This is a genomic window from Listeria floridensis FSL S10-1187 (assembly GCF_000525875.1).
GTDB classification, from domain to species: Bacteria; Bacillota; Bacilli; order Lactobacillales; family Listeriaceae; genus Listeria; species Listeria floridensis.
On record NZ_AODF01000028.1, the window covers coordinates 1 to 23,734 of the forward strand.

The following is a 23,734-nucleotide window of genomic DNA, read 5'->3' on the forward strand; positions in this document are numbered from 1 at the left end:
CTGCCATGAACCTGAAAAAACTAGCTTTATGGACGTGGAAGAAGTTCTTGTTCTTCTTCGAGTTTTTTTCATTCTGAGAGCTTAAAAACGACAATCCCGTCTTTTTTTCATTTTGGAATTGTCGTTTTTCAACAGTCTGAAGCATTCCCAGTTTTGGGAATGCTTTTTTGATTCGTGGAAACTTTTTTTAATTGCTAGATGGTCGGTTTTCTCGTAAACTAGAAGAGAAACAAATGTAGTAAGGAGCGTTTTAATAGATGAAATTTACACCACCAAAGCCTTTTTTATTTGAAACGGGCAAACGTGCGGTTCTCTTGCTTCACGGTTTTACGGGAAGTTCTGCAGATGTAAGAATGCTTGGACGCTTTTTGCAAGATCACAATTACACGGCCTATGCGCCGCAATATAAAGGCCACGGTGTTTCACCGGATCTGCTTCTTAAGACAGGGCCGACTGATTGGTGGCAAGACGCCTTAGACGCGTATCAGCATCTCCAAGATTTGGGGTACAGGGAAATCGCGGTTTGCGGGCTCTCGCTTGGCGCACTTTTTTCACTAAAAATGGGTTTTACAAAGCCGGTTAAGGGAATTGTTTCGATGAGTGCACCAACACGAATGGACAGCTCGTCGCCAATTATCGCCGGATATATGGAGTATGTCCGCAATTATAAGCGACTCGAAGGAAAAACGCCCAGAGCAGATTGAAACGGAGATAGTGGAGTATGCGCACAAATCGACTGATCAAATTGCAAAACTAAAGGATGAAATTAATTCGGTGATGCAAGATATTGATATGATTTATGCACCGATTTTTGTGGTGCAAGGGAAACTGGACGATATGGTAGATGTTTCCGGCGCTGACTGGATTTATGAGACGGTGCAGTCGAATGATAAGCATATTAAATATTACGACCATTCTGGGCATGTCATTACGATTGATAAGGAGCGAAAGATTTTGCAAGATGACATCCTGCGTTTTCTTAATCAACTTGACTGGCAAGAATAGGAGCAGAAGGAATAGAAAGGAGGGGTTCTAGGTGAATGTTAAGGAAATAGAAGCACGGCTGCTAGAGATTTTAGGGGGAAACAAGGATAAGGCGTATTCGCTCGATGATCTTGAACTTGAGTTTAAACCGCATGATGCGGAGGACTTCAAGGAAATGGTGAAGGCACTTGTGCGGCTTGAGGATAAGGGGCAAATTGTGCGGACGAAACGAAACCGCTATACGCTTCCGGCTCAGTCTGATACCATTGAAGGGACGTTTCGAGCGCATGAGCGCGGCTTCGGTTTTGTCTTGCCGGATAATAAGGAACTGGATGATATTTTTATTCCGCCGAATGAAGTGGGCGATGCGATGAACGGCGATACTGTTCTTGCGGAGATCACAAAACGCAAAGGCGACAATTTGGCGGAAGGGATTATTCATAAGATTGTAGAACGCAAGACGTCTCAAGTTGTCGGGACTTATATGGAAGATTTGACGGGTGAAGGGGTTGTGATCCCAGATGATAAACGAATTTCTGGGGAAATTGATGTCGACTTGGATGACGGCTTAAAACCGGTTGATGGACATAAGGTTATTGTCGAACTGACGGCGTATCCACATTCGCATGAACGGGCGCGAGGAATTGTCAAGATGATCATCGGGCACCGGAATGATCCTGGGGTCGATATTTTGTCGATTATTCATAAGCTCGATATTCCGATGACGTTTTCTGAGGATGTCATGAAGGAAGCGGCGGCTGCGCCAAGTGAGGTTGATGCAAGTGATATTGGGAGCCGCCGCGATTTGCGCGATCAGATGATCATTACGATTGATGGGGCAGATGCGAAGGATTTGGATGATGCGGTTACGGTTCGCGAACTTCCGAATGGAAACTTTGAACTCGGTGTACATATTGCGGATGTGTCGCATTATGTGACGGAAGATTCGGCGCTCGATAAGGAAGCTTTGGAACGAGGTACGAGTGTCTATTTGGTGGATCGGGTTATTCCGATGCTGCCGCATAAACTGTCAAACGGAATTTGTTCGCTTAATCCAAAAGTGGATCGGTTTACGCTTAGCTGTGTGATGGAAATTGATGAAACTGGGCATGTTGTGAATCATGAAATTTTTGAAAGTATCATTAAGACGACGGAACGGATGACGTATTCGGATGTTAATGATATTTTAGTGGAACAAAATGCGGCGCTTAGAGAAAAATATGCGAACATTGTGCCGATGCTTGAAGATATGCTGAAACTCTCGAAGCAGCTTCATGAAAAGCGTGAAAAACGCGGTGCGATTGATTTTGATGCCAAAGAGGCGCGTGTTGTCGTTGATGAAAATGGTCATCCGGAAAAAGTGGTTCTTAGAGAACGTTCAGCTGGGGAGCGCTTAATTGAAGAGTTTATGCTCGCTGCGAATGAAACTGTGGCTGAACATTTTCACTGGATGGATGTTCCGTTTATTTACCGGATTCATGAAGACCCAAAGGAAGACAAATTGGCTCGTTTTTTCGAGTTCATCACGAACTTCGGTATTGTGGTGAAAGGGACGTCGAATCAGATTCATCCGGCGGCTTTGCAGCAAGTGCTTCTGGATATTAAAGGAAAGCCTGAGGAAATGGTGATTTCAACGGTGATGCTCCGCTCGATGCAGCAAGCGAAATATGACACGGTTTCGGCAGGGCACTTTGGGCTAGCGACGGACTTTTATACGCATTTCACTTCGCCGATTAGGCGTTACCCGGATTTGATGGTGCACCGCTTAATTCGCGAGTATTTGATTGATGGGGATGTCAGCGAGGCAACGATTGAAAAACGTGCGGAACAACTGCCTGATGTGGCGGAACATGCTTCGAAGATGGAACGCCGTGCGATTGAAGCAGAACGTGAAACGGATGAACTGAAGAAAACGGAATTCATGGTCGATAAGGTCGGCGAGAAATTTGAAGGGATTATTAGTTCTGTAACGAATTTTGGCTTATTTATTGAACTTCCGAATACGATTGAAGGGCTTGTTCATGTTAGCGCAATGAAGGATGACTTTTATCAGTTCCATCAAAATCTGCTTGCGATGATTGGTGAACGGACGGGGCGTGTTTACCGAATCGGCGACGAGGTTGAGGTCGAAGTAACGAAGGTCGATGTGGATGCCCGAGCGATTGACTTTAAGCTGCTCAGTGAAGGTAAGGAAATTGAACGGCCGGCAAAAGGCGGCAGACAGCGCCAAAAACCGATTGATAAAACGCGCGGTTATAAGAGTACAAATAAGAAAAATAAGGATAAAAAACCAGCTCAAAAGAGCAAGAAACGTGAAGCTGAGGACGACTGGTCTACGAAACCGAAGAAGAAAAAGAAGAAAAAAACATTTTATGAGGGTGTCGCTAAAAAAGGGCAGCCGAAAAATAAGAAAAAAGAAAAAAACGGTAATGAAGCAGAAAGGAGGCGGCGGTAATGCCTAAAGGAGAAGGGAATTTAGTTGCTCAGAACAAAAAAGCCCGTCATGATTATGCGATTGAAGAAACTTTTGAAGCGGGCATTGTGCTTCAAGGAACGGAAATCAAATCGGTTCGGAATGCGCGTGTGAATTTGAAGGACGCTTATGCACGCGTTGAACGAGGCGAGGTATTTCTGCACAACATGCACATTAGCCCCTACGAGCAAGGCAATCGTTACAATCATGAGCCGCTTCGGACGCGGAAACTTTTGCTGCATAAAAAACAAATCAGCCGCTTGATCGGTGAGACGAAGGAAGCCGGTTATTCGATTGTGCCGCTTAAAATGTATATCAAAGATGGCTATGCCAAGGTTTTGATTGGTGTTGCGAAAGGTAAGAAGAAATACGATAAGCGGGAAGATTTGAAACGCAAAGAAGCGAAACGCGATATTGAACGGGCGTTTAAGGAAAGGCAGCGTTAATTTGCTAGGGAGTTCAGGATTAATTTTAGTGTCAATCTGGCTGGGCTCTCTTGCTAGAGCTATGTTTTTTTAGTATAATGGTTAAGTTCGGGGCTGTTACGGATTCGACAGGGATAGTTCGAGCTCTGGTTGCGCGTCGGGGGTGTCGTCCTCGTTATCAACGCAAAAGCCAATAATAACTGGCAAAGAAAACAAATCTTTAGCTTTCGCTGCGTAATAGTAGCTTAAGCTGATCCTCCGTGCATCGCCCATGTGCTACGGTAAGGGTCTTACTCTAAGTGGGGTACGCTTTTAGGCTTACGTTTGGAGTCGGAAAGAAGAGATGAATCAAGCTAGCTCGAGGGAAGCCTGTTGCAGGGCTGAACTTCAAGCGAAATTCTAATACTGCGACTACACGCGTAGAAGCTGGAGTGCCGATGTTTCTGGACGCGGGTTCGACTCCCGCCAGCTCCATATTTTAAAACAGGATAAATACTGTTTGAACTTCTGAATGGTTGGTATAAAGCCGTTTAGAAGTTTTTTGATTTGCTTAGAATTAGTAAAAAATACATTGTTTTAGATTTTTTTTGCCACCGATTTGCCACCAATTTTATATAACTCCATAAATTTCGTACATTACATTGTCTGCTTCTCTCGCCTCTTTTTGCTCTAACTCGTCAACAATATGCTTGTAAGTTTCTAAAATGGTAATAAGTGTATTGTGACCTAAACGGCGAGAAACATTTTTAATATTTAAACCTCGATAAAGTAGGATTGATTGAGAAAAGTATAGAAACTTTTATAATGGGGCTTGAAATTTATAATAAACCAGCCTGTTTAAGAACTGAAGGTTGGTCTTTTCTATGTTTGAAAGACTAAAGTTATAACAAAAAAAGATTTAATATTCTTACTAAAATGTGAAAAAACATAAAATTTATTGATTTCTAATCATTCACGACAAGAAACAGACGTTTCATTACTTTTTTGGTTTTTCAGAATATTTTTATGGTACAATTTGAAAATTAATAGAAAGGGGATGGATTATGAAAAAATCTAAATTATATTTTGGACTTTTTTAGTGCTATGCTTAACGGTGATGGTATTCCCGATAGCTCATGCAAATGAAATGGGGAGGATCGTCAAAGAAAGTAAAAAAACAGATTTCGCGAAATTAGATAAACAAACACAAGCATTTTTCAGATCAAATGGGTTTGATAGAAAAAATGATCACTATCAATCAACAATTATCGAAAATAATTAAGACATCAAAAGAAGGGAAATCTCATGAAAAAAATAACTACTTTGTTCTTAGGCTTAATGATTGCGATTATTTTATTACCACAAGATTCTGTTTTTGCTTCTGGAAGTTCAGCTACAGAAAAAGTTAATTTTGAAAATCTTTCGAGTGTAGAAAAAAACTTTTTTTTTAAAAAGAAGGTTTTGATGATAATCAAGAATATTACACTACCGCTGTAATTGATATGTCACAAAACGGAGTTGCTGCCACAAGATCTGTTAATGTGATTTGGTATACAGCATCAACAAAAAAAAATTAATAATACAACAGGATACACTACTTATATAATTACTGCGACAAAATCAGGTTTTTATGAATTAAATACGATGTTGACTTATGGTTCAAAATCTAAAAAGTCATCGGTACTTCCTTATAAGTCTCCTAAAAGTTGTGGCGGGGGAATTTATTTTAATCATTATGGTAAGAAAAGATATCTTGCATGTAGTGCTAGTACACAATATTGAACACGAATGGGACTGGGAACAGCTAGTTTAAAAGCAGGAGGAGTAACTCTAGGAAAATGATAAAATTAGAATACTTTTGCTATAAAAATGATAAAAAGTATGAAGTTGAGATGGAAGTTTTCAGAAGCTTAATGAATGAACAATTTCGAGATACATATCTCTCTATGAAAGGGGTAGAAACAGAAATAACCTTGTATTTCTATGAGAAAGACAGCTATGTTTTTCAGCATAGAAAAATCATCAAAAATCAGATTGAGAGTAATGGTCTTAACATGTTACCAATTGTAGTGCTAAACGGTAAGATAATTAAACAAGGCCGCTTACTAACTAATGAAGAATTAGAAGAGATTTTCGAAATCGGACTAGATGTTCAAATCGATGGTCAATAATCTGTTTTAGAGGTATGTTATTTTGTTATTTTTGAACGATCATAAAAAATACCCTCAGCTCTCGCTGGGGGGCGTTTTTTTAATATTTTACGACGCTCACTAATATAAATTGCTCAAACTCTTCTAAGTCTTCATTAGTTGCTTGCTTACGGATAAATGAGCGCAGTTACAGGGATTCAAATGGTGATGGAGATAGTTAGAAATAGAAGGAATGATATACGCGATTCAATGAAAAAGCAGTTCGTTTTTTTAACGAACTGCTTTTTCAATTTCATTATTTAATTTAAACCAAAATTTTGTGATAAAGCTTGATCTTGTTCTTCCACCGCAGTAGCAGTTTTAGTAAGTTGCGCTTCGATTTGATCCATCAAATGTGCAAATTCTGTTACTTTTGGTTTCAATTGGTTGAATTGATCGTCAAAACGTTGGAACGCTTGACCTTCCCATTCGCTTCTCAATTGTTCTTGTAATTGGGAAAGGCGTTGTAAAAGTTGTTCGATTTCTCGACCGCTTTGTCCGTAAGTTTTCGCACGTGAGCGAAGTTCCTCAGGACTCATTCTGATTTGTCCAGCCATTTCTTCATCTCCTTTAATATGTATACTTACACGTCTAGTATACCATACAGAAGCTCAAATATTTATGAACGTTTTGTGAAGGTTTTCTGGCTTTTTCGTCAATAAATGCCCCATTTAACCAAAAAACCACTAAAACAGATGTCTATTTCTGCTCTAGCGGTTTAAGCAAAATTCTTAGCGTTCTTGTGTTAAATAAATGATGAATGAAAAATGAGCCTTTTCCTGACGTATTTCATAGAGATACTCGTAATTACTCAAAATATTGTCAACGACGAACAAGCCGAGGCCATGACTTTGAAACTCTTCACTCGATTGATCTTGGGTGTGGAAAGGCCGGATAATTTCTTTTACATCCAACTGAACGGAACTTGCCATTTTGTTTCGGATATAGAAAACAAGCGGGTTCGCCCCGTAGCCGATTTCAATGGTCGAATCGTGCGGCGAATACTTCAAAGCATTGCTAACTAAGTTGGAGCAAACTTTTTTCAAGTGTTTACCCGGAATATTAATGATGGTATCCGGATTCGAATTTTGAAGGCTGATGGTCACATTTTGATCGAGAATAATTGGTTCAAAAAGATCAACTGTGTTTTGGATGGTTGTTGTTAAATTAGAAGAGCCTTCAACGAAATCTACTTCAAGCCGAGAAGCGTCCATAATTTCATTGACTAAGTTTTTCATTTCATCGAGTTTTTTTATTGAAACATGTAAAAAGTATTCTTTATCTTCATATTCTGGATAGTTGTATAACATGCCTTCAAGAATCAGTCGAAGCGACATGATCGGTGTTTTCAGTTCGTGATTGCTGCCGCGAATGAAATCAATGCGATCTTTTTGCTGTTTTTGTTCTTTGGCATACTGCGCTTCAAGCTTTTTAGAAGTTTGATCGAGCTTCGTGAAAACATCGGAAATATTGGTTTCAAGCGCTTTAAATTCTGTATTAAGCGTCCGCTGTTTTGGCGCCTTGGATTCAGGCGTATCGGTAAACGACTCGATAAAGGTATTGACTTGGTTAAATTGTTTGCGCATATTTCGTGAGTAAATGACGGAGAGGATGAAGGAGACAATCAAGCCGAGAATGGAGCCGTATAAAATTAATTTTTTAGTTAGTTGGAAGATTGCTCGTGGTGAAAGGTCATTAATAGTAGAAACAAAAATGTGATAGCTACCGTTTTTGTTTTCGTAGCTGAGATAGTCTGAGTTCAAATGGTTGAAGTATTTTTGTTTGTAGACCGAGGCTGTAAGTTCTTGACCGTGTTGGTCTTTATGGATATTTAAGTTCGAGTACTCAAGTTGTCCATTCTTGAAAATGAAGATTGTATAATCTTGTTTCGTTGACATATCATCCGTGGATGCGTTAAATTCCTTTTTTTTATAGGAAGCAAATATTTGATCCGCCTGCTTCTTAAAAACAGCGCGCTGATGCTCCTGAATGCTTGCAATCAAAATAAGTGCGGTGACGATGAAAAAGAGAAATAAAGTGATACCAATACTTATAAACATGACAAACCAGTTGCGGTAGAATAAATTCAGTTTTTGCGTCCACTTAATTTCTTTCAATGCGATAGCCAACTCCTTTTACTGTAGCAATCAGTTCTGGGAATAGCTTCTTACGTATATTTTTGATGTGCATATCGATAGTCCGTGTGTCGCCAAGGTAGTCATAACCCCAAATAAGGTCGATTAATTCTTCACGCGTGTAGATTTTCCCTTTTCCAAGCAGCAGCGTTTGAAGTAACTCAAATTCTTTAGCTGTTAAATCTACAAGTTCACCATGATAGAACACTTCATAGTTATTGACAATTAAACGAATATCTTTGTATTCAATTTCAGTTAAAGCTTCAGTGTATGTACGGCGAATGATGGCTTCAATTTTGTAAATTAAAATATTCATTGAAAAAGGCTTACTGACATAGTCATCAATTTTATATTCATAGGCATTGATTTGAAACATTTCATCTGTAAGTGCGCTGATGACGATGATGGGAATGTCGCTTTCGGCTCTAATTTTTTTTATAAGTTCTTCGCCTGACAATCCGGGAAGCATCATATCCGTTAAAATAACGTGAAACTCCTCTGTTTGAAAGCTTTCCCACGCTTCCTCTCCAGTTGCAACAGAAACGACGTCGTAGCCTGAGCGCGTAATGAACGCTTGAATGGCTGTACGAATGTCCGATTGATCTTCCACTACTAAAACCCGATATTTCAAAAAAATCCCCTCCAGATGTATCTTTTTATCTTGAAAGTTTCCGTTAGAAAATTTGTGACTCCCCGTTTTGCAATACTAACGTGCTTGATGTGAACAAAAGTTTTTGAGCAGTTCACTGGGATAAAAATGAAAACAAAATCATGCTGCTTTTAGTTATAATACCGCACTATGAGGCTTTTTACAAAGAAATCGCGGATAAAAATACATTTGAAAATAAAAAATAAAGATACATTATTGCTGGTTATAAAAATGCTTGGTTGGCTATTGAAAAGCGCTATTAGGTTGGGGATTCCCTTGAGTTTATTCATATTAAAGTAAAATTATTTTGTCTTTGATTTTATAAGAATATACTTTTTATCCAAAACTTTACACAAATTATATATTAAGGTCATTCATAGATCACAAGCAACTGGCAAAATAATGACTGTAGCAATCAACAGGCAAGAAACGACACACAGGAATCAAAAATACACAGGGAGGTGTAATGGTGAAACAAGTTTGGATGTTTTTTTTTATTTGTATGTTCCTTCAGTTTCTTACTACCGCTGACAGCCTATGCAAATGAGGAAAGCATGCCGCCTGCTGGAATTAAGCTGACAGATGTTTTTCAAGTGCCAAGCGGTGCAAACAGTTCAGTCATTGAATCAGATGACTTGGATATTGTAGAAATTACAGCTGACAGAAAAAACCAAGCAGGTGCGATCTGGAACACAGATGGCAACATGATGGATTTGACGAAAGATTTTAAAACGTCGATGTACCTTTATTTTGGGGATAGAGGAGAAAAGGCGGCTGACGGCATGGCATTCGTTATGCAGGCAGATAAGAATAAAAATAAAGCTTTCAGAACAGGTGAAGGAGCACGTCTCGGGGTTTGGGATTCAGCGAGTTATAAGGACTTCGGAATGGCGATCATGAACTCTTTCGCAGTCGAGTTTGATACACATTATAATAGTGAGTTTGATGCAGCAATTCCAAAAGGAAAAAATCACATTGCATGGGGATATCCGGGAAAGAAGTCAACTTATCATGATGAATGGAAATTAATTGGCTCTTACCGGTGGCTCAATCATGAAGATCCGATTTTTCCAAAAAATAACTATCTATCTGATGGAAAATGGCATCATTTTGTAGTGAAGTGGGATGCTGAGCGATCAACGCTCACGTATCAATTCGATACAATGAGAACGATCAGTATTCCGATTGATGTGAAGGATGTATTTGGAACTTCGCAAGTTTACTGGGGTTTTACAGGTTCAACAGGAAGTGATTATGCGAATAACCGCGTTGTTTTCGAAGAAATTCCAGAACTTTTGGAAGGTGAAACCAAAGAAAAAATTGTTGATCAACGAGACGGCAAAAGCATTGAAGGCAAAGAAGTTCATGCAGAGGATGTGTTGACTTACGAAATTGATACGCAGTATTTGAAGGGTAAGACTGCTTGGAAGGATGTTTTTCTAAAAAAAAAGATTGAATCCTTACGTTAAGCATCTTCCTGGTTCGCTTCGTGCGGTGGATCAAGATGGTAATGAAACAGGGTTAGATGAAAGTTTTTTTACTGGCGAAGTTTTAAATCTTCCGTTTGGCGACTTGACTGAGAAATCTGGGATTAAAAAGATTCGTTTTGAAGCTCGGGTAAATAAAGTGGATATGGATCAAGAGGTAACTGAAAAGTCGGCTTCTGTCGGCAAAAACTTAATAACAAATTCAGACCCCATTGACTTTACGATTGCAAGTAATCGCCCGCCAGTTGTTGAACTGATGGATTCTGGAAAGATTGTTGGACTTGAGACTCCGAATGCACCAAGTATTCGAATTCCGGGAAGTTGGCGCGACCATGACAGCGGTTGGGTAGAACTTTACTACCAAATTGATAATGGAACTCCGCAGAAGTTTCTTGGGAAGCAAGAGAATAATCCAACAAATGTGAACTATAATTTCAATCTATATGTAAAACCTGAAACTTTAGAACTGGGTAAACATCGCGTGAATGTTTATGCGATGGACGCGGAAGGGGCTAAATCGAATGTCGATTATGTCGATCTATTAGTGGAAGGAAGATTGAGTTTTTCTGAGATTTCAGATTTTGAGTTTGGTTTGCAAGAAATCCCAACGGAAAATACGCTTATTTTTGCAAATAAGAATAGGGGTATTACGATTTCAGATACACGAGGAGCTGGAGGCTCATGGTCGCTTAAAGCACGTCTTAAAAAGCCACTTGTTTCAAAAGAAGGAAATCAGCTTAACGGTTTGGTTTTTGTAGATGAAAAAGGGAATTCGCAACCGCTTGATACTGAAAATCTTATTCAAATTAAATCAGGTGAAACAGGTACTGAAAAACTTCAAAAAATTGAATGGAATGAAAAGCAAGGACTTGGCATTGAACTGCTACCTTCTTCTTACGTTGGAGAATATAGTGGAGCGGTTGAATGGGTTCTTGAAGACACGCCTTGAGTAAAGGAAGGTTAAAGATGAAAAAAGTAATAGGTGTAATGATTTTTACTGGTTATCTCTTTTGTTTTTCCTTCGGTAAGTTCTCTTGCGGCGACTAATCAGTTTGAAAGCAGCGGACACATTCGTTTTGTTGAAGGAAATGCTCAAGAAGAAGAAAAAACGATTTCTTCTAAGAGCAAGGAAAGTGATAGGAAAACAAAGTTTGAGAAAATCCCGCAAACGGGCGATCAAGCGAATGAAACTTTTATTGTGCTGACAGGCGCTCTTGCACTGGCAGCTGCATATATACTATTAAAACAAGAAAAGAGGAAAAGAAATGAAAATGAATAAATTAGTAATCGGAACGGTAGCAGCAGCAACACTGCTTACTTTTGGAGCGAAAACAGGATTTGCAGCAGAGGCTGACAATGCAACATCGAAAGCAAACGTCAAACTTCAACAAGGTGAAAAGAAAGATCCAGTTAAACCAATCGAGCCAGGTGAACCAGGCGGAGAAACAGGAAATGTCGGACCGCTTACGATTGATAATGTAACACCATTTAATTTTGGAATGCACGATATTGATTCAGCTACACAAACGTATACGATCTCAGCAAAAAATGCGAATATCCAAGTATCAGACCGTCGCGGAGAAGGCCAAGGATGGATGCTGCAAGTAGGTTTATCTGCTTTTGCTGAAGCGAAAGATAAAGAAAAGGTATTAAAAGGAGCTTCGCTTACAATTCCACAAGGTCAAATGAAAACGACGGCAGGAAATGTTTCTGTAGCACCAAACAACTTTGGAATTAAACTTGAAGCTGACGGCGAAGGAGCTGCTACTTTGATGCAAGCAGATGAAAAAACAGGGATGGGTTCTTGGGCTGATGTGCTAAACAGCGATGAAGTTAAATTGACAGTACCTGCCGGTAACTTTGCAGGTGAATATAATGCAACGCTAAGCTGGAGTCTTGTAGACGCACCAACTAAATAATGTTTAAAAAGGGAGAAAAGAAATTATGAATAAAATTAAATTTGCCACACTTACTTGTGCTTTTGCAGTGACGCTTACAGGAACTGCGCAAACTGCTTTTGCAGCATTAGCTGATTCTGCTGAGTCTAACAATCACATTTCATTTGAAGCGGGGGAAGATCCGACTAAACCACTTAACCCAAGGAACCCTAACGACCCTAAACCGAGTGATCCTGCTGATCCAGAAGATCCAACGAACTCTGGTACTGGGAATGAGGGGCCACTTACTGTCGACTTTGTATCGAATATCGAGTTTGGTACGAAAAAAATCTCGGCTGATACAACGATTTATAATGCAAAAAATGCAGATCCGTTTGTTCAAGTTACTGACACTCGCGGAACTGGTGCAGGATGGACACTGACAGCTAAGGCTTCTGAATTTAAAAGTAAAGATGGTACTGCAATATTAAAGGGTGCTGAACTTTCTTTTACAGATGGCGAACTGAAGACACAAACGGCAAATATTTCGAAGGCACCTAAAGCTTTTGATGTTAAGTTTGATAATACAGATTCAAAAATGATTCTTCGTGCTGATGAAAATACAGGTCGTGGTACATGGCTCGACGTATTTAATGGTAAACAAGGCGATAACCAAAAAGTACAATTGAAAGTTCTTCCAGGAACGGCAGAAGCAAATGTGGATTATACAGCTAAAATCAGTTGGGAATTAACAGACGCACCGATGTAAAAACAGAATGGCAATTAGTCTTGCGAGATTAATTGCCATTTCAAAAAGAAAGGAAATGGACGATGAAATTAAAAACAATGATTGTCGGATTGACGGCAAGTGCAGCTCTTATTTTAGGAATGCCGCTTAACGGTGAAGCAAGTGATATGAAATATAGTGTGAAAGCAAATATTCCAGAGAACCAAGTGGACAAAACGAAGACATATTTTGATTTGCGTGTTAAACCTGGCGCGGTTCAAACAATTTCGCTTACTCTACAAAATAATGCAGCGGAAGAAGCTGTTATTGAAGTAGAACCAAATAGAGCGACAACCAATCGCAACGGGGTAATTAATTACGGGAAATCAATTGACAAAAAAGATAAGACACTTAAGGCAGACTTTGAAGAAATGGTTTCAAAAAAACAAGAAGTCGTGCTAAAACCGAATGAAGAAAAACAAGTGAAATTCACGCTTACAATGCCGAAAGAGGCGTTTAAAGGAACGGTTTTGGGTGGGTTTTATGTGCACAAAAAGGAATCAGATAAGGAAGCAAAGCAAGAAAAAGATGTACAAATTAAAAATGACTATTCTTATATTATCGGCGTAAAGCTGACCGAATCAGATGAAAAGGTGGAACCAAATTTACAGCTTGGTCAAGTCAAACCCGGCTTACAAAATTATCATACAATCGTTTCAGCGAATTTAGAAAATACGGCGGCTACGATTATTTCTGGTATGACGGTGGAATCCAAGGTGTATAAAAAAGGGAAAACGAAGGTTTTGCATGAAGCAAAGGTTGAAAATCAAATGATGGCACCGAACTCGAACTATGATTTGCCGATTTCGTGGAACGATCAGGTTCTTGAACCAGGGAAATATACGTTAGAGCTGAAGGCGCAAGATATGGATGGGCATAAGTGGAAGTTCACAAAGGATTTCGAAATTCGGAATCATGACAAAAAATATAATGATGAAGCTGTCGGTTTGGAAGAGGGAAATGATTTAGTTCAAAATAGTGTGGTTGCGGCATTATTTACTGTCTTAATTGCTTTATTGATCTTTGCATTTGAACGCTATCGCAGAAAAAGACAATAAGAGAAAATAGAAAGAAGCGCGAACCTCGTTCGTGCTTCTTTCTATTTGGACAGGTTTATATAAATCTTTCTGCTATCGGTATGATTTTTTCTTTATAATTGAAAATATCAGTTACGCTCACGATTTCAATTTCGGTCTTTTCCTCGTCATTTAAAATAATGAATTTTCTTGTATTGTTAACATAAAGCCGTAAAATCCATCTGCGGATATTATTGTCAATGATAATGTTGAAATAAGACTTGTTATCACGATAAAAAATCCGCTCTAGATCTATCGTGTTTTTTAAAATGAGTTTTGTTGTAGCAAAGGCTTCAATTTCTTCCTCAGTAGTAACAATTTGTTGCTCATCTTCCACATGAACAACACTTTCTTCTTCTTTACTAGAGGTTACAGATGAATTAAGCGCGGCGGTTAGCTTGCTGTTAACTTGTTCAGAGATAAATTGGCGAAAGCCTCGCTTAACTACAGGAGTAAATTTATCAATAACAGTTTTAGTTTTACTTCCTTCATAAATTTCAGTAATGACAAATTTTACAAACTCTTCACTGGGATCGTTTAATTGAATGGTTAAAAATTCTTTAATGAAGCCCAAGTATTTAAGGTCTGAAGCAGCTTTAGAAATATTGTTTAAGTCAAAGTTTATTTTGTGAAATTTAAAAATTTCAGTAGCTTGTCCATCTTTAAGTTCTGTTAAGTGAAATGAAAAGAAGGGAGTGCTATCCATTTTGTTCGGCTCATCAAGGTCAGTGTAAAATCGGTATTCATTACCGTTAGTGAGGATTCCAATTTTAGCTGAAGTTGTTCCAAAGTATCTAAACAGTTGTGAGTCATGCTTATTTAGCCGTTCAGTGATTGATTTAGCTTCGACTAGTATAAGAGGACACCCATCTTCAAGAACAGCATAATCAACTTTTTCTCCTTTTTTAATACCAACATCTGCAGTAAATTCTGGTGAAAATTCTAGTGGATTAAAAATGTCATAACCAAGAACTTGAAAAAAAGGCATGATTAAAGATGTTTTGGTGGCTTCTTCGGTTGTAATGTTTTCTGTTAGTTGCTCAACTCGGTTACTAAGAGTTTTCAATGATTTCGAAAATTGTTCAAATTCCATGATGTTCATCTCCCGTTTTTGAAATATGTATTAATATTGATAAATTCACGCTTTTCAGTCGATAGATCAAATCATTTGCTTGATGTTCTCGCTTTTCTATTACTTATGGGACCCAACAATAGAATCCTTAAAAAGGGGACTGCTTTTTTTTTATTTCTGCCGATGACAGTCTTTTTGCGTCCTCCTTTCGGTCTAACTGTGCAGTAAACGACTCTTCTTTGTTAGCATTAATACTTCTAATATTTCTATCTAACAAAAAATCAGTCGATACCTGAAAATGATCAGCAATCTTGGTTAGGGTAGCAAAATCCGGTTCTCTTCTGCCGATTTCATAATTTGCTAGTGTGTTACGTGTGACTCCAATTTTTTCAGCTAGTTGTTTCTGAGTAAGATTTTCGATTTTCCGAAGATTTTTTATCTTATTTGCAAACAAAATCATTCACTCCTCTCTTCATCCTCATTTTAAGTGACAATGAGTCACTTATCAATCTAAAAATGTGAGGTTGACGAAAAGTCACATAAACAGAACTTGAAACTGAAAAATATGAATGTAAAAGGGTAAATAAAAAAGATGTAAAATAGATAAATTATTTTTACATCTTCTCAAATAAATAATTTCTAACTAACTCCCATAATAATCATATCGTCTTTTATCGTATTTACTATTATTCAACACAGCCCCAATTGCACGAACGCCTGAATCAGCTAGGAAGTTGCGCGCTTGAATGAAATCGTCTTCCATCGTTTTGCCGCTATTCACAACGAGGATACCTAGATCAGATAATGCTGCGTAAATTCGAGCATCTGTGAAAATTGTGATTGGGGGACAGTCAAAGATAATCATTTCATAGCGTGTCAGTGCATCTTGAATCAGGCCGCTTAGATCGTGTGTTTTAATCAGTTCAAGCGGGTTTGGCGGAATCACTCCAGTTGGAATCAAGTCAAGATAGTCATCAAGCGGCTGAGCTGCCTCTTCAAAAGTTGCATCGCCGATTAAATAGTTGGAAAGCCCTTTGGATGTTGTAGCATAGTTTTCACGCGACAGTTTCGGTGAATAAAAATCTGTATCCACCAAAAGAGTTTTTTGCTTAAACTGAGCATAAGTAGACGCGAAATTTGAACTGAAAAAGGTTTTGCCTTCTCCTTTACTAGCAGAAGTGACAGTTATTGTCTGCACGTTTTGACCATTTGCACGCATGAACTGGATATTGGTTTGGATGGAACTGAATTTTTCATTTGCAACTTCATTACTTTGAATGATGGACGATTTCTTGCTACGCTGTAATTTCATGAGTTTTCTCCTCTAGCTTTAACATGTACTTCTTCAATCCGAGGAATATCGCCGATGTATGTGACGCCAAGGTCAATAAGCTGTTCTTTCGTTTTTATGCTCCGGTCTTTCATGCAGAGGATAAGCAAAGAAATAAATGAAAACAGTAAAGTAATCAAGAAGACTAAGATATAGTTCGTGAAGCCAAGTTTTACTTTGGCCGTAGTCGGCTGATCAAGAATGGTAGCTGTATTATTTGGAAACAATGCCGGAAAATCCTTTTGAATAACCGTGATGTAAGCTTGGCTGATTTTGTCGGCTTCTTTTTTATCTGTCGTTTCATAAGTGAAATGGAAGGCAAGTGAGTTTGTATCAGAAGTCACCGTAAGCTTTTTCGCAATGGCTTCAGTTGTTAATTGAACGTTTGCTTCATTTTTAACATCCGACAAAATTTTTTCACTTGTTAAAACAGAAGAATACGTGTTTAAAAGTTGAATATTGCTTTGGACTTCACTTTGCGAACTAGCAGTATTTGAATTTTCCTTGTTACTGAGGAGTATGCCAAAGTTTGCTTGATATTTTGTGTCCGCTATAAAATTTTGATAGATATAAACACATGCCTGACCAAGCAAAATAAGCGCCAGAATCCAAATTATTTTTTGCTTAAACATTGTCCAAATATTTACGATCGTTTAAATTTTTTATATTCATTTTTTCCACCTATCATTTGTAAGATCTTATGAGGCCATGGGCAACAATAACAGTTTAGCAGGATTACTCGATGCGAATAAACCCTCGTTCTTTACTTTGAAGCAGGCTTTTCCATCTTTTTAGAGGTTTTATTAGTTTAATTTTTTGAAAATTAAACATAAATAACAGCCTAAAAAGTCATCAATGACAGTATACCATGAAAAAAAATTTGCTTCTACTTTTTTTTGAAAAAGGTATACTGAAAAAAACAATTAATTTAGAGGCAGTGGGAGATACGTTTGAGAAAACAAAAGTTTTTTAAAACAGAAAAAACCGGAACTCTGAGAAGAAATAGAGATCCGGTTTTTCTGCAGCTATTTATGTTTTTTTTTGTTCATCGAGCTCTGCGAAAATAAGTACGATCAAGACGAGGGCGATGAGGAGCCCCCAAAGTATCGTGGACATATCTTTCACTCCCGAGTGTGGTTGTTTTTAGTCGTCTGTCATGTGCCCCTTGCTTTTCTTGTAGAAGTAAATCGGTAAACCGATTGCTGTAAGAAGCAGGCCAACACCGGCATTAAGCGGTTGCGTAAATAGCGTATTGAGTACAATGAAAACCCCGCCGAGAATCGCGATAAGCGGAATGATCGGATAAAGTGGTACTTTATACGGACGAACAAGTTCCGGCTCGCGTTTTCTGAGAATAAAGACAGCGATAAAGATCATCGTGTAGAAAATCCAAATTACGAAGATCAACATGTCGGTCAACTGGTTGAATTGTCCAGAGAAGATCATGATAATCGAGATAATTAAAATAACGATTCCGCTGTTATAAGGAACGGCAGTTTTTCCAAGTTTGCGGAACCAACCGCTGAATGGAAGTTGATTTTGCAGTGACATTGCGTAAGGAATACGAATACCAGTCATCGTATATCCATTGATTGTTCCGAATACAGAAATTAAGATACCGATTGTAATTAATTTACCACCGATGGAACCGAAGATCACACTTGCAACATCAGCAGCTGGTGTTGCAGTTGCAGCAAGAGCCGCAGCTGGCATAACCATTAGATAAGCAATGTTAATTAAAAGATAAACGCCCATTACGATTGACAAACCAAGCACGATTGCTTTTGGTAAGTCTTTTTTAGGGTTTTTCATTTCGCCGGCAATATTTCCAACGTGAATCCAGCCGTCATAGGCGAACATTGTTGCAACTAGTCCTGAACCAAGGCTTGTTAGAAACGGATGATCTTCAACGCTCATTGGGAACAAGCGGAAAGCAACATCTCCTTGGTGGAATAAACCGAAAACAATAATAAGTGCTAAAGGAATAAGTTTACAAACGGTTGTAATTGCTTGGAATGATCCGGCAGCTTTTGCCCCAAGGAAGTTCATCAGCATGATGAATACTGCTGCAGCAATTGCAACTGGGATAATCACTGCGTCGCTTGTACCGAATAAGTTTGCGACTTGCGTTCCGAAGATGATCGAAAGCGCTGCGATGTTAGCTGGGAAATAAATAACGGTTTGCGCCCAGCCAAGCATGTATGAAGCTAATTTGCCATAGGTTTTGCGAAGATAAACAATCATGCCACCAGTTTCTGGGATAGCTGCTGATAGTTCTGCTGCTGTCAGTCCGCCGCAAATCGTGATGACGCCCCCAAGAACCCATGCGAGGAGACCAAGGCCGGCAGTTCCTGTTGCAGAGAAGACGGCTTCGGGTTTAAAGAATACCCCCGAGCCGATAACCGTTCCGATAACGACGGTTAAGGCAGTGAAAAAGCCAATCTCTTTTTTCAATTTTTGATTTTCCATGTTTTTCCCCTTACTGCCCAGAAAGGAAGAACAAATTTGTTCACCCTTTCTAGACCCTTTTTTGTTGATTCAAAATGCTGTTTCAAAAAACAAATTATTTAGCTACACTTTTATTTTCCAGTTTTTCTGCTAATTTAGCAAGCATGTCTTTTGTCATTTTATCTAGGTCATATTGAGGATCGAAGTCCCATTCTTCTTTCGCACAAGTCACATCAAGTGAATCTGGCCAAGAGTCGGCAATGGCTTGACGAACAGGGTCAACATCATAGGACATCGTGAAGTCAGGAATTTCTTTTTGAATGGATGCTGCGATTTGTTCAGGGTCAAAACTCATAGCTGTAATATTGAAGGCGTTACGGTGTACAAGACGCTTTGGATCAGCTTCGAGCAGCTTAACAATCGCATCAATCGCATCTGGCATATACATCATATCCATATAAGTGCCTTTACCAATAAACGAATCATAATGTTTATTTTTTAATGCTTCATAATAAATATCCACTGCATAGTCCGTTGTTCCTCCGCCAGGTAAAGTTGTGTAGGAAATTAGACCTGGGAAACGAACGCCTCGCGTATCGACACCAAACTTCGTGAAATAATAGTCACATAGAAGTTCTCCGGCCACTTTTGTGACACCGTACATCGTTGTTGGACGTTGAAGTGTATCTTGCGGTGTGTTTTTTGCAGGAGTTCCAGGACCAAATGATCCGATTGAGCTTGGAGTGAAGAATTTCAAATTAAGTTCGCGAGCCACTTCAAGGGCATTAACAAGACCACCCATGTTGAGGTCCCAAGCCAGTTGTGGCTTAGCTTCGGCAACAGCAGAAAGAAGTGCAGCCAAGTGAATTAACGTATCTACTTCATGTTTTTTAGCGAGATCGAGCATTTTTTTCTTTATCCATTACATCTAAAATTTCGAATAAGCCTTCATCGCAAACAGGTCCATCTACATGACGAATATCTGTAGCAATTACGTTGTCGACACCATAATCTTTGCGAAGACGCATTGTGAGTTCAGAACCAATTTGACCTAAGCAGCCAGTAATAAGAATTTTTTTCATTAGAAAACCCTCCATAAAATGAATTAGTTTCGTTCGCTTTTTTTTTGTTTCCATGATAGAATAGAAGTATTAATAATTTCTTGAGCGGCTGAACTCATTTTTGCGGATGAGCGTTCAGCCCGCTTTTTTTTATGCCAAAATCAGCTGATCACGTTTAGTTCTTTGCCGACTTTTTCATACACTTTAAGTACTTCATCAAGCATTTCCTTCGTGTGCACGGCTGTTGGCATGTTGCGGACACGCCCAGTTCCTTTAGGCACAGTAGGGAAGACGATTGATTTTGCATAAACGCCTTCTTCGAGTAAACGACGCGAGAATTTTTGTGTTAAGTTTTCGTCGCCGATGATACAAGGTGTGATCGGTGTTTCTGAATGACCAATATCGAATCCTAGATCTTTAAGACCCGCTTTTAAGTAGGTTCCGTTTTCCCAAAGTTTTTCAATGGTTTCCGGATGACTGTCCATCACATCAATTGCTTCAATACAAGCAGCGGCTGCGCCTGGAGTTAAGGAAGTCGAGAATAAGAACGGCCGAGCACGTACTTTCAACCAATCAATTAATTCCTGTGAACCGGCTACATATCCACCAACTACGCCGATTGCTTTTGATAACGTCCCGATTTGGAAATCAATTCTATCGGACAAGCCAAAATGTTTCACTGTTCCGGCTCCTTTACCCATAACGCCAGAACCGTGCGCATCATCGACATAAGTAATTAAACCGAATTCCTCTGCAATTTCCACAATCTCAGGAATTTTTGCTACATCGCCGTCCATCGAGAAAACGCCGTCGCAAATGTACATTACTTTTTCATATTCGCCGCTCGTTGTAGCTTCTTTTGCAAGTTCGCGAAGGTGATCCATATCTTGATGGCGCGCACGGATAATCTTAGCACCTGATAAGCGACAGCCGTCGATGATTGATGCGTGATTCAGTTCATCTGAAATAATGGCATCTTTTTTTGTCATAACGGCTGAGATTGCGCCCATGTTACAGTTGAATCCAGATTGGAAAGCAATCGCTGCTTCCGTGTGCTTGAATTCAGCAATGCGTTTTTCAAGCTCATCGTGGATTTTCATTGTGCCGTTAATCGTACGAACAGCTCCTGCACCAACACCGTATTCTTCAGTGGCTTGGATACTTTTGGCTTTTAAGCGGGCATCATTTGAAAAGCCAAGATAGTTATTTGATGAAAGGTTAATCAAAGTTTGACCGTTAATCTTGATTTTTGGACCATTTGGACCTTCGATTGAATCGATGACATTATAGAGACCTTGTTCACGAAGCGCCTCTAATTGCGGTTGTAAAAATTCATGTAAAACTTTGCTGGACATAATGTTGATTCCTCCTAAAAGTTTTTATATTATCACGCGTCAATGCGCGGTAATGACAAGGTTAAGGTAAAAATGGATAGCCGTTTTCGCTGTAAGGATTTTTCTGCGCAAGAAATTCACGCAAGCTGATGGCAAAAAGCGACTCGATTTTCTTTTTATCGCCCGATTCGGCGAGTAAAATTAGTGCATCGTCTTCTGTCAGAACATTGAGCAGATAAGTGACAATTTCGAGCTCTTCCGCACTGAGTTCATAGGGAAGCAAGATGACCATGACCGTTGAAACACCGGTTTTGATACCTGCTTCGATTTGGAAGTCGATCAAATGCGTCAAAGTGAAAATATGCGCTGAAGCATGATCCACATTCTCATTCACAACAAAAATGCCGGTACTCGTTCCGCCAAGAATCATTTTCTGCTTGGCTTCAAGGGCATCAAGTTTCTGAAATAAACCTTCCGTTTCGATTCCCCTGTGCTTCTCTGCGATTTGCTGACTGAAGTTGCGCAAGTTATCTTCCACGTTACGCGTCATTCCGCTAGCTCCTTCAATCGAAAGCGATTCGAGGAATGAAATGACGAGGCCGTAATAAAAGTGTGCATTTTTCAAATCCGAAACCGTTTTGGAAAGATCAAGATCGAACTGGCTTGTGAGCGAAAGCGGATTGCTTTTTTCTGCACTGACTTTTTTCTCAAGTTTTTGCTCGATTGACGCAATTTCTTCATCGGAGATAAAGATGCTAATCCATTCGTAATCAAATCCAAAATCACTAAGTTCCGTTGTGGAGAGGATGATGTCGTACTTGGCGAAATCAGTTTCCTTAACGAGTTCGAGTGGCGTAACAAATTTGATTTTCGTAAGCTTCGGCAGTTGCTTTTTAAATTTCGCTTTTAACCAAGTGCTGACCCCATTACTACGAGAAGTAACGACCAGTGCGCTGTAGGGACGTAAATTTTCTGACTGAATCACGGCGGCTTCGAAGTGAAGCACAATAAAGCCGGTCTCTTCCTCAGGAAGCTTTTCAAATGGATAAAGCTCGGAAGCAATGCGGTGAACCGTGTCAAACAGTGTGCCAAATTCATTTCGGATTAGTGCGAGCAGCGGATTGCTGAGCGGCATGTTTTTCTTCAGCCGAATCAGCGAATACTGGATGTGCTCGGTTAAGCCTTTCAGCAAGGTAAGCTGTGAAAGTGGCAAGTCCATTTCTTTGGTCACGCGTGTTATGAGCTTTTTTGCAATCCGAATAGCTTGTACTTTTTCGTTGCGATAAAAAACCGCTTCGCCAGTTTGAATTTCTGATTCTAAAATTTGCATCGTCATTTCTGTTATTTCAGTTTCAGGAATTTTCACTTCTGGAACAACATCTTGCAAGATTCGCGCGGCAATATCATATTCAGGATAATCTTGAAGAAAAATTGGATTGTCGCTTTTTTTGGCGATAAATTCGCAAGCCGCAATTTGTTTCATTGCAAGTAAAAGATAAAGTAGCAGATGAACGTAAGAATCATTTTTGATTTCATAAGACAGCTTTTTCATCCAGCGAGTGAGCGCGTAATCAGCATCAGCGACTTCTGATAAGTCGATAAAGTCGCTTAGAAAAGGGAAGTCTTGTAGCAGTTCTTCACTGTTTCCCGGTTGACTGAAAAACTTTTGCAGCTTAATTTTCGGAACGGATGAAAGAATTAGCTCGCGAATTAGTTCGCGTCTCGCTGCTGTTGTAGCCTCAAGCACGACACCGATACCGCGTTTTCTTTGAATCAGAATTTTCCCATTCCAATCTTCTTCCAACTTAGAAAGATCATTGCTGATTGTCGCAACTGTAACCGCTAATTCATTTGCAAGTGAAATCAATTTGACGGGTTCTGTATTCCGAAGCAGAATTTGTAAAAGGTGCTGCTTTCGTTCAAAGGGAGTAAATTCTTGGCTGACGAGATCAAGTAGTGAATGCATCATGGTTTCACGGTTTAAATCTGAACCAACAATTGAAAGCTTGCCGCCTTTTTTATCGAGCGACAAATCAAATTGTGTCAAAATCTGTTTCACTTCTTCTAGATCGCGCCTTACCGTGCGTTCACTGACATTGAGCTGGCTGGCAAGTTCTGGAACCGTAAGTTCCTGTTTGGTTGGAAGTATTTTTTCCAATATAATGCGAGATCGTGCAGAGAGATACATAGAATTTCTTCCTTTCTAAAAACGTCAGCCATTTCTAGTGATTAAAGGAGCAATACATACAGTTTTTTACGTTTTTCTTAAACTGCTTTGATCTACACCTTAATAGTATGACTGCGCTTACAAATAAGCAATATAAACAAATGTTCAATTTGTCCAAAAAAATTTGACAAAAATGGACAAAACTATGTGAAGAAACGAAAAGTCGATTTTCAAATAAAGGCTAATCCATTTAGCTGCAAT

The 23,734-nt window shown here is 39.2% G+C and carries 20 protein-coding genes, 1 other RNA gene and 2 pseudogenes; 12 read left to right on the forward strand and 11 right to left on the reverse strand.

Annotated features, from left to right (window positions below; translation table 11 throughout):
- Positions 1-257 precede the first annotated feature (257 nt).
- The 6 genes and pseudogenes from MFLO_RS10555 to MFLO_RS10575 all read left to right on the forward strand — a co-directional run bounded on the left by MFLO_RS10555 (position 258) and on the right by MFLO_RS10575 (position 6,032).
- A pseudogene (locus tag MFLO_RS10555) lies at positions 258-1,005 on the forward strand (alpha/beta hydrolase).
- 31 nt (positions 1,006-1,036) lie between these two features.
- Positions 1,037-3,439, forward strand: coding sequence for a ribonuclease R (gene rnr, locus MFLO_RS10560; protein ID WP_036097941.1), 2,403 nt, complete (start codon positions 1,037-1,039; stop codon positions 3,437-3,439).
- The gene (gene smpB, locus MFLO_RS10565; protein WP_036097942.1) at positions 3,439-3,903 is read left to right on the forward strand and encodes an SsrA-binding protein SmpB; all 465 of its coding nucleotides are present in this window, start codon (positions 3,439-3,441) and stop codon (positions 3,901-3,903) included. The genes rnr and smpB overlap by 1 nt, the downstream gene beginning before the upstream one ends.
- An 89-nt stretch (positions 3,904-3,992) precedes the next feature.
- Positions 3,993-4,359, forward strand: a transfer-messenger RNA (tmRNA) gene (gene ssrA, locus MFLO_RS15115).
- Positions 4,360-5,166: 807 nt separating this feature from the next.
- Complete coding sequence (locus tag MFLO_RS16490; protein ID WP_036097944.1) at positions 5,167-5,358, forward strand: hypothetical protein; 192 nt, start codon at positions 5,167-5,169, stop codon at positions 5,356-5,358.
- 341 nt (positions 5,359-5,699) lie between these two features.
- Positions 5,700-6,032 carry an arsenic metallochaperone ArsD family protein gene (locus MFLO_RS10575; RefSeq protein ID WP_036097945.1) on the forward strand — a complete coding sequence of 111 codons (333 nt, stop codon included), beginning with the start codon at positions 5,700-5,702 and terminating at the stop codon, positions 6,030-6,032.
- 278 nt (positions 6,033-6,310) lie between these two features.
- On the opposite strand, the gene MFLO_RS10580 is transcribed toward MFLO_RS10575, so the two are convergent.
- The 3 genes from MFLO_RS10580 to MFLO_RS10590 form a co-directional block, all read right to left on the reverse strand.
- Positions 6,311-6,607, reverse strand: coding sequence for a WXG100 family type VII secretion target (locus MFLO_RS10580; protein ID WP_036097946.1), 297 nt, complete (start codon positions 6,605-6,607; stop codon positions 6,311-6,313).
- A 174-nt stretch (positions 6,608-6,781) separates the two neighbouring features.
- On the reverse strand, positions 6,782-8,167 hold the full coding sequence (locus tag MFLO_RS10585) for an ATP-binding protein (RefSeq protein ID WP_036097947.1): 1,386 nt from the start codon (positions 8,165-8,167) through the stop codon (positions 6,782-6,784).
- Positions 8,154-8,816 carry a response regulator transcription factor gene (locus MFLO_RS10590; protein ID WP_036097949.1) on the reverse strand — a complete coding sequence of 221 codons (663 nt, stop codon included), beginning with the start codon at positions 8,814-8,816 and terminating at the stop codon, positions 8,154-8,156. Before MFLO_RS10590 ends, MFLO_RS10585 begins: the two co-directional genes overlap by 14 nt.
- Before the next feature lie 572 nt (positions 8,817-9,388).
- On the opposite strand from MFLO_RS10590, the gene MFLO_RS10595 reads away from it, so the two are divergent.
- The 6 genes from MFLO_RS10595 (at position 9,389) to MFLO_RS10610 (ending at position 14,043) form a co-directional block, all read left to right on the forward strand.
- Complete coding sequence (locus tag MFLO_RS10595; RefSeq protein ID WP_051993609.1) at positions 9,389-10,303, forward strand: L-type lectin-domain containing protein; 915 nt, start codon at positions 9,389-9,391, stop codon at positions 10,301-10,303.
- Positions 10,287-11,270 (forward strand): hypothetical protein, encoded by a 984-nt coding sequence (locus MFLO_RS14745; RefSeq protein WP_051993610.1) that lies wholly within the window; start codon positions 10,287-10,289, stop codon positions 11,268-11,270. The genes MFLO_RS10595 and MFLO_RS14745 overlap by 17 nt, the downstream gene beginning before the upstream one ends.
- 210 nt (positions 11,271-11,480) lie before the next feature.
- Positions 11,481-11,600, forward strand: coding sequence for an LPXTG cell wall anchor domain-containing protein (locus MFLO_RS17250; RefSeq protein WP_420912534.1), 120 nt, complete (start codon positions 11,481-11,483; stop codon positions 11,598-11,600).
- Positions 11,587-12,240 (forward strand): WxL domain-containing protein, encoded by a 654-nt coding sequence (locus MFLO_RS10600; RefSeq protein WP_036097951.1) that lies wholly within the window; start codon positions 11,587-11,589, stop codon positions 12,238-12,240. Before MFLO_RS17250 ends, MFLO_RS10600 begins: the two co-directional genes overlap by 14 nt.
- A 25-nt stretch (positions 12,241-12,265) precedes the next feature.
- The gene (locus tag MFLO_RS10605) at positions 12,266-12,967 is read left to right on the forward strand and encodes a WxL domain-containing protein (RefSeq protein ID WP_036097953.1); all 702 of its coding nucleotides are present in this window, start codon (positions 12,266-12,268) and stop codon (positions 12,965-12,967) included.
- A gap of 62 nt (positions 12,968-13,029) precedes the next feature.
- Positions 13,030-14,043 carry a WxLIP family cell surface protein gene (locus MFLO_RS10610; RefSeq protein WP_206538332.1) on the forward strand — a complete coding sequence of 338 codons (1,014 nt, stop codon included), beginning with the start codon at positions 13,030-13,032 and terminating at the stop codon, positions 14,041-14,043.
- 55 nt (positions 14,044-14,098) lie between these two features.
- On the opposite strand, the gene MFLO_RS10615 is transcribed toward MFLO_RS10610, so the two are convergent.
- The 8 genes and pseudogenes from MFLO_RS10615 to MFLO_RS10650 all read right to left on the reverse strand — a co-directional run bounded on the left by MFLO_RS10615 (position 14,099) and on the right by MFLO_RS10650 (position 23,494).
- On the reverse strand, positions 14,099-15,154 hold the full coding sequence (locus MFLO_RS10615) for a type I restriction endonuclease (RefSeq protein WP_036097955.1): 1,056 nt from the start codon (positions 15,152-15,154) through the stop codon (positions 14,099-14,101).
- Positions 15,155-15,281: 127 nt separating this feature from the next.
- The gene (locus MFLO_RS10620; protein WP_149023028.1) at positions 15,282-15,587 is read right to left on the reverse strand and encodes a helix-turn-helix domain-containing protein; all 306 of its coding nucleotides are present in this window, start codon (positions 15,585-15,587) and stop codon (positions 15,282-15,284) included.
- 189 nt (positions 15,588-15,776) lie between these two features.
- On the reverse strand, positions 15,777-16,445 hold the full coding sequence (locus tag MFLO_RS10625) for a tyrosine-protein kinase family protein (RefSeq protein ID WP_036097958.1): 669 nt from the start codon (positions 16,443-16,445) through the stop codon (positions 15,777-15,779).
- Complete coding sequence (locus MFLO_RS14750; protein ID WP_338151522.1) at positions 16,442-17,113, reverse strand: YveK family protein; 672 nt, start codon at positions 17,111-17,113, stop codon at positions 16,442-16,444. The genes MFLO_RS10625 and MFLO_RS14750 overlap by 4 nt, the downstream gene beginning before the upstream one ends.
- A gap of 493 nt (positions 17,114-17,606) precedes the next feature.
- On the reverse strand, positions 17,607-18,932 hold the full coding sequence (locus MFLO_RS10635) for an APC family permease (protein WP_036097960.1): 1,326 nt from the start codon (positions 18,930-18,932) through the stop codon (positions 17,607-17,609).
- A 94-nt stretch (positions 18,933-19,026) separates the two neighbouring features.
- Positions 19,027-19,993: pseudogene (locus MFLO_RS10640) on the reverse strand (L-threonine 3-dehydrogenase).
- 140 nt (positions 19,994-20,133) lie between these two features.
- Complete coding sequence (locus MFLO_RS10645; protein ID WP_036097961.1) at positions 20,134-21,327, reverse strand: glycine C-acetyltransferase; 1,194 nt, start codon at positions 21,325-21,327, stop codon at positions 20,134-20,136.
- A gap of 61 nt (positions 21,328-21,388) precedes the next feature.
- Positions 21,389-23,494 carry a BglG family transcription antiterminator gene (locus MFLO_RS10650; RefSeq protein WP_036097962.1) on the reverse strand — a complete coding sequence of 702 codons (2,106 nt, stop codon included), beginning with the start codon at positions 23,492-23,494 and terminating at the stop codon, positions 21,389-21,391.
- Between the last annotated feature and the right edge of the window lie 240 nt (positions 23,495-23,734).